A 5,684-nucleotide genomic window follows, 5' to 3' on the forward strand; every position below is an offset into this window, starting at 1 on the left:
TCCTGGCTATGGTGGTATTTTTACCCATAGCTTGAGAAAAGACGATCACAGCTTGCCTCTGAAGGCTCAAAAGAGCCTCCTGTGCTGCGTCACAAAATTCGCCTGCGCTTATATGAAATATCCAGATTTGCTTACTTGTGAAGTTATCTGTTTAGAATTAAAATATGTTTGGCTTGAAACCTGAAATTGGAAAGTATAACTTTGGGTAAGTGGAACAAAGAGATTCCAGAGCACTGCAACATTACAAAGGCATGAAGACCAAATTTCCATTTTCTGATTACACTGCAAAGGCCCTGAAAAATGTCCTTTGACCCAAACGAAAAACGACATGGACTTCCCCTGGGCGTATGTCTTGTAAGCGGAGGTCTCGACAGTTGTGTTGCTGCTGCCATTGCTGCACGGAATTGCCGCCTGGCCTTTCTCCACGTGAACTACGGCCAGCTTACCGAAGAGCGGGAACTCATGGCCTTTGAGGCAATAGCTGATCACTATGGAGTTAAGGACCGCCTGAAGGTCGATATGTCCTATCTTAAGTCCATAGGTGGTTCCGCCCTCACGGACCCTGCGATACCAGTACCGGAAAAGTCTCTTGGAAAGCCCGGAATTCCGGTAACGTATGTCCCTTTCAGGAACACACATCTGCTGGCCGCGGCAGTTTCCTGGGCAGAGGTGATAGGAGCCGGATACATATACATAGGGGCCACGGAAGTGGATAGCTCCGGGTATCCGGATTGCAGAAAATCCTATTTCGATGCCTGCAAACTGCTTATAAAAGAGGGAACCCTGCCTGAAACGGAGATTGAAATAATAACCCCGTTAATCGATTATGATAAGGAAATGGTGGTGAAAGAGGGACTGTCTCTGAAGGCCCCCCTGCACCTTACCTGGTCGTGCTATCAAAGTCAGGAAGTGGCATGCGGGAAATGCGATTCATGTCTCCTGCGACTCAGGGGCTTTGCCGCCGCAGGAGTGCCGGATCCTATATCCTATGCGATGTGACCTGTGAACCCTGAACCTGTGAATGTCCAAGATATTTTTTCCTGTAAACTCTGCGGACACTGTTGCCACGGAGAGAGCACGGTCTCCCTGTCTCAGGCTGAACAGTATGCCATAGCCTCTTTTCTGGATCTTGATCCAGCTGGCTTTCTCCGGAAATTTTGCATCAAGAAAGGTAATAGGGTGGAGATGAAAGTTGTCGATGGACATTGCATCTTCTATGGCGAGGACGGGCTCTGCAAAATCCACGAGGTCAAGCCCTTTCAATGCAGGAGATGGCCGCTTCACCCGAGCATACTCGGAGATCGGAATGCATGGGAAGCCATAAAGGCCGACTGCCCCGGTTTTGATGAAGATGCAAGCTATGAGGATGTCTGCGAGCTTGTCAGGAGAATCAGCAATGGATATTGAGAGGCTCAAGCAGCACGTCTTCGTATGCTGCCCATTTGATCTGCTGTTGAATAAGTACTTACCCAGCCTCCTGGAAAAACATATAAACCCCGAAATAGGACTGAACGGTGAGATCTTAGGCCGATTCCGATGGTCCGGTTTTAAAAAGATAGCAGGAATCCTGAAAAAGAGGGTATTAGCTGTACCATCCATGCGCCGTATACCGATCTCTCCTTAGGGGCAATAGACAGGAAAGTACGCAGGATCTCCATAGAGAGGATAAAAAAGGCGTTTGACCTTGCATCTCTGTTTGAAGCAAGATCTGTGATATGCCATACCGGCTTTGACCACAGGCACTATGTTAATTTTAAAGATCGTTGGATGGAGAATGCCATAGAGTCCGTAGCTGATCTCGTAGAGTATGCATCTCCATTGAATATTTCCATAATGCTCGAAAATGTGTATGAGTCAGACACAAGGATACATAGGGAAATCTTCCGAACAATTAAATCACCTCTTCTCGGGTTCTGCCTGGACTTCGGCCACCAGAATGTGTTTTCAGAAACCGGCCTGGACAGTTGGCTGAAAGATCTGGGAGACAGATTGGGCCAGCTTCACCTTCATGACAACATGGGAATGCATGATGATCACCTTGCTATCGGGGAAGGGATTCTGGACTTTGACAGCCTTTTTTCGTGGCTTTATGCTCAAAAGAAGACCCCTATCCTGACCCTCGAACCCCACGAGGAAAAAGCCGTAATACCCGCCCTGGAGGGACTTGCCGGATTGCTGAGTACCTATCCGATAATACCTGATTTTTCTTGTTAGCCAAAGAGAACTTTATGAGCCTCTATTTCTTCGTTGCTGCACCCGGACAGATTCGCAATGGTGTCATGGCAGACCTGCCTTTTTCTCCGATACGAATAAGGGACACCGATTGACCCATCTAGTAAAAAATATTATGACTATTGAGTTAGCTCCGCATCATATGCTAATTGTACGGATTATTGGATGATTATCCAATAATCAAAGACTATATATCGAAGCGGAGCTAACTCAATAGTCATAAAAAATATTAAGAAGCCTGAACGGAATTCCGATTATAGAGTGTAGCCGTTCTTTACTCCCCGGCAGAGAATTAATAATTACATAATGTATCTAATTTAATTTTTTTGGCGCCTTTCACAATGATCTCTCTTGAATCATCTATCATTCGATTTAAGGATGTCTCAAAGGCATATTCTCAGGACAACATCGTCTTTTCCGGTATTGATCTGGAGATCGAAAAGGGTGAATTCGTTTTCCTGACAGGTCCCAGCGGTGTAGGGAAAAGTACTATGCTGCGCATCCTTTTTTGTGCTGAACGGCCTACATCGGGAGAGGTCTGGGTGGACGGTGTGACGCTCTCATCCCTTTCAAATTCCCAGGTGCCATACCTGAGGAGAAAAATCGGTGTAATTTTTCAAGACTTCAAGCTTCTATCAAATCGTACCATATTTGATAATGTTGCACTGAGCCTGGAAGTGACCGGCTTGGGAAAGAAGCAGGCAGAAAAAAGAGTAATGCAGGTACTGGAAGGGGTCGGGCTTACCGGAAAAACGAGCTACTATCCGCTGCATCTGTCAGGAGGTGAACAGCAGCGGGTAGCTATCGCCAGGGCCGTGGTCAACAGGCCCCCCATAGTTCTCGCCGACGAACCAACAGGGAACCTGGACCTGCAAAGGACTGAAGAAACAATGATGCTTATGGAAGAACTGAATGCCAGGGGTGCAACTATCATCTTTGCAACCCACGATGAAAGATTATTTAAAAATACTCATCGCAGGGTGTTAAGGCTCCTTAACGGAAAAATCGGAATTCAATAATGACATTGCCTGTCCTTTGCCGCAGGGCATTTTACGACCTCAGACAAGACCTTTGTGCACAGTTTATGACTACGATAGTGGTCAGCCTTTCCATCCTGATTTTTGCCTTTTTTACCCTGCTTTACTTCAACCTCCAGCGTTTTGCTGAAAGATTCGGCACTGAGCTCGGACTGACCGTCTTTCTCACTGAAGATACACCAAAAGACCGTATTCCAGGTCTTTACCAGGATCTTGCAGGGCTGCCCGGAGTGGAAAAAGTAACTTACATATCTTCAGAAGAGGCCTTTAAAAGGCTGGAGAATTTTCTGAAAGATGAGAAAGAAGTGCTTGAAGGAGTTGACCCCAAGTTCCTGCCGCCTTCTTTTGAAATCCAGATCAACAGGGCCATATTCCAGTTGGAGAGAATTAAGCAACTGGCCGGAGAAATAGACAAGTGGCCTGAAGTATCCAAGGTCCAGTATGGGCAGGAGTGGATAGACAGGCTATATATCTTTTCAGGTTTTGTTCGAATTATTGTGGCAATAACCGGAATCCTTCTGTTGTTTACCGCTGCTTTCGTGGTCACAAACACCATAAAGCTCACTGTTTATGCCAGACAAGAAGAACTGGAGATAATGCGCCTCGTTGGGGCAACAAATATGTTCATACAGGGGCCTTTCCTTGTCGAGGCCTTTTTGCAGGGCCTTTTGGGCTCAAGCCTTGCCTTGGGAATCGTTTTTGCGTTTTACAGGTTTCTGCAGGGAATTGAGGCAAAGTCCGAGTTGCTCAGGGGTATGAATATCTGTTTTATTCCCTGGCATTACACCGTTGCCATAATATCAAGCAGCGTACTGCTCTGTGTACTGGGTACCGCCTTGGCCATGCGGAGGTTTTTGCGCTTGTGATAAAGCGAAACCGGCTGCTGCAGCTTATTGCTCTGATAATATTATTAATATATGCTAATGCATTTGGCGAAGAGGATCTGGTCAAAAAGGAACTTGAAACCCAAAAGCAAAGGCTCGAATCCCTGCAAAAAGAGATAGCAGCCCGCCAGGAAAAGGCATCTGACATAGAATTGAGTAAACGCTCATTACTCAAAGAATTAACAGAACTGGATGAAAAAATAGCCAGGCAATGGGAAATTCTTCAAAAAACTCGACAGAAGTGGACAGCAAAAGAACTCGCACTTATTGAGACCCAAAAGGAGTATGCAGGCCAGAAGCAGGCACTTCAGGCACTGAAATTCCAGGTAGAATTCAGACTCAGGGCCATCAGAGAAATGGGCGAAGTGGGAAGTTTAAACGTATTGTTTGCTGCAGAGACCATTCCGGAACTCCTGGCAAGAGAGACCTACTTCAGGCTTATACTGGATCATGACAGAGAGCAGAGGTCCCTTTACAGATCACGTATCAAGAAGCTTGCCGAGGATGAAGCCGAATTGGAACAACAGAGAAAAGCCTTTAAGGCGGCTGCTGATGAAATTGAGACCCAGGCCCTGCTTCTTGAAGAACGAAAACAGGAAAAACAGGCCTTTCTGCACGAACTCAAACAGCAGGGAAAGCTGTACGAAGTGATGTTAAAAGAACTTGAATCTGCTGAACAATCGCTTCAGGATATTATAAAAAGTCTCAGCAGGAAAAGTGCCGGCAGTCTCATTTCAGGTCCTGTTTCACCGGACATGTATGACTTCAGGTCACAGAAAGGCAAGCTGAATCCGCCTGTAACAGGACGTCCGTCCAGGACCGGTGCCGGTGGCTGGAGGAATGACAGGAAGTGCCCCGGCGTGATCTTCTCGGCACCCAGGGGGAGTGAAATCAGGTCAATTTTTGATGGCACGGTAAAATATAATGATACTATACCTGGTTATGGAAAGGTCTTGATAATCGATCACGGAAACGAATATTTCAGCCTGATAAGCCAGGGGGCACAGTTCTTTAAAACCGTTGGGCAGAAAGTCACGGAGGGGGAAATCGTGGGTCTGGTTGGCGGAGGTCCATGGATCGAAGAGGGCATATATTTCGAGATAAGGCATGTTGAACAGCAGGAAGATCCCATCGAATGGCTTAATCCACGAGCCATAAAAACATATGGTTCAAAATAAGTCGCTATCCAGTATGGCAGATGTTAAATCCACCGTGTCGTATTTTCAATGAGTTCCTTATTGTAGATTGTGCAACTGAAAAAAATTTCCTTGGCACGATCGGCCTCTGCATTATGATTATTGAGTTAGCTCCGCTTCGATATATAGTCTTTGATTATTGGATAATCAGTTACAATTAGCATATGATGCGGAGCTAACTCAATAGTCATATGGTAAACTGGATATTTCATATAAGATACAGGCAGCAAGCACCGGGTAGGCTGCTTGCCATACAATTACTGCCATTGGTCTGAAGATTCTTTCATAGAGCAACCATTTTTTGAGTCAACTCCTCAATTTTTCTAATTTTTTTT

Annotated in this window: 7 protein-coding genes; all 7 read left to right on the forward strand. The window is 45.9% G+C overall.

What is annotated here, in order from left to right; translation table 11 throughout:
- The first annotated feature begins 300 nt into the window (after positions 1-300).
- The 7 genes from queC to C4B57_06315 all read left to right on the forward strand — a co-directional run bounded on the left by queC (position 301) and on the right by C4B57_06315 (position 5,331).
- Positions 301-999, forward strand: coding sequence for a 7-cyano-7-deazaguanine synthase QueC (queC, locus tag C4B57_06285; protein PXF54681.1), 699 nt, complete (start codon positions 301-303; stop codon positions 997-999).
- 18 nt (positions 1,000-1,017) lie between these two features.
- Complete coding sequence (locus C4B57_06290) at positions 1,018-1,407, forward strand: Fe-S oxidoreductase (GenBank protein PXF54705.1); 390 nt, start codon at positions 1,018-1,020, stop codon at positions 1,405-1,407.
- Positions 1,397-1,624 (forward strand): hypothetical protein, encoded by a 228-nt coding sequence (locus C4B57_06295; protein PXF54682.1) that lies wholly within the window; start codon positions 1,397-1,399, stop codon positions 1,622-1,624. Before C4B57_06290 ends, C4B57_06295 begins: the two co-directional genes overlap by 11 nt.
- The gene (locus C4B57_06300; protein ID PXF54683.1) at positions 1,582-2,214 is read left to right on the forward strand and encodes a hypothetical protein; all 633 of its coding nucleotides are present in this window, start codon (positions 1,582-1,584) and stop codon (positions 2,212-2,214) included. The genes C4B57_06295 and C4B57_06300 overlap by 43 nt, the downstream gene beginning before the upstream one ends.
- A gap of 380 nt (positions 2,215-2,594) precedes the next feature.
- On the forward strand, positions 2,595-3,251 hold the full coding sequence (gene ftsE / locus C4B57_06305) for a cell division ATP-binding protein FtsE (GenBank protein ID PXF54706.1): 657 nt from the start codon (positions 2,595-2,597) through the stop codon (positions 3,249-3,251).
- Positions 3,251-4,135 carry a hypothetical protein gene (locus tag C4B57_06310; GenBank protein PXF54684.1) on the forward strand — a complete coding sequence of 295 codons (885 nt, stop codon included), beginning with the start codon at positions 3,251-3,253 and terminating at the stop codon, positions 4,133-4,135. Before ftsE ends, C4B57_06310 begins: the two co-directional genes overlap by 1 nt.
- Entirely contained in the window at positions 4,132-5,331 is a 1,200-nt protein-coding gene (locus C4B57_06315) for a hypothetical protein (protein PXF54685.1), read from the forward strand. Before C4B57_06310 ends, C4B57_06315 begins: the two co-directional genes overlap by 4 nt.
- Positions 5,332-5,684: the final 353 nt, after the last annotated feature.

The sequence above is a fragment of the Deltaproteobacteria bacterium genome (assembly GCA_003194485.1).
Classification (GTDB): Bacteria; Desulfobacterota; Dissulfuribacteria; order Dissulfuribacterales; family UBA3076; genus UBA3076.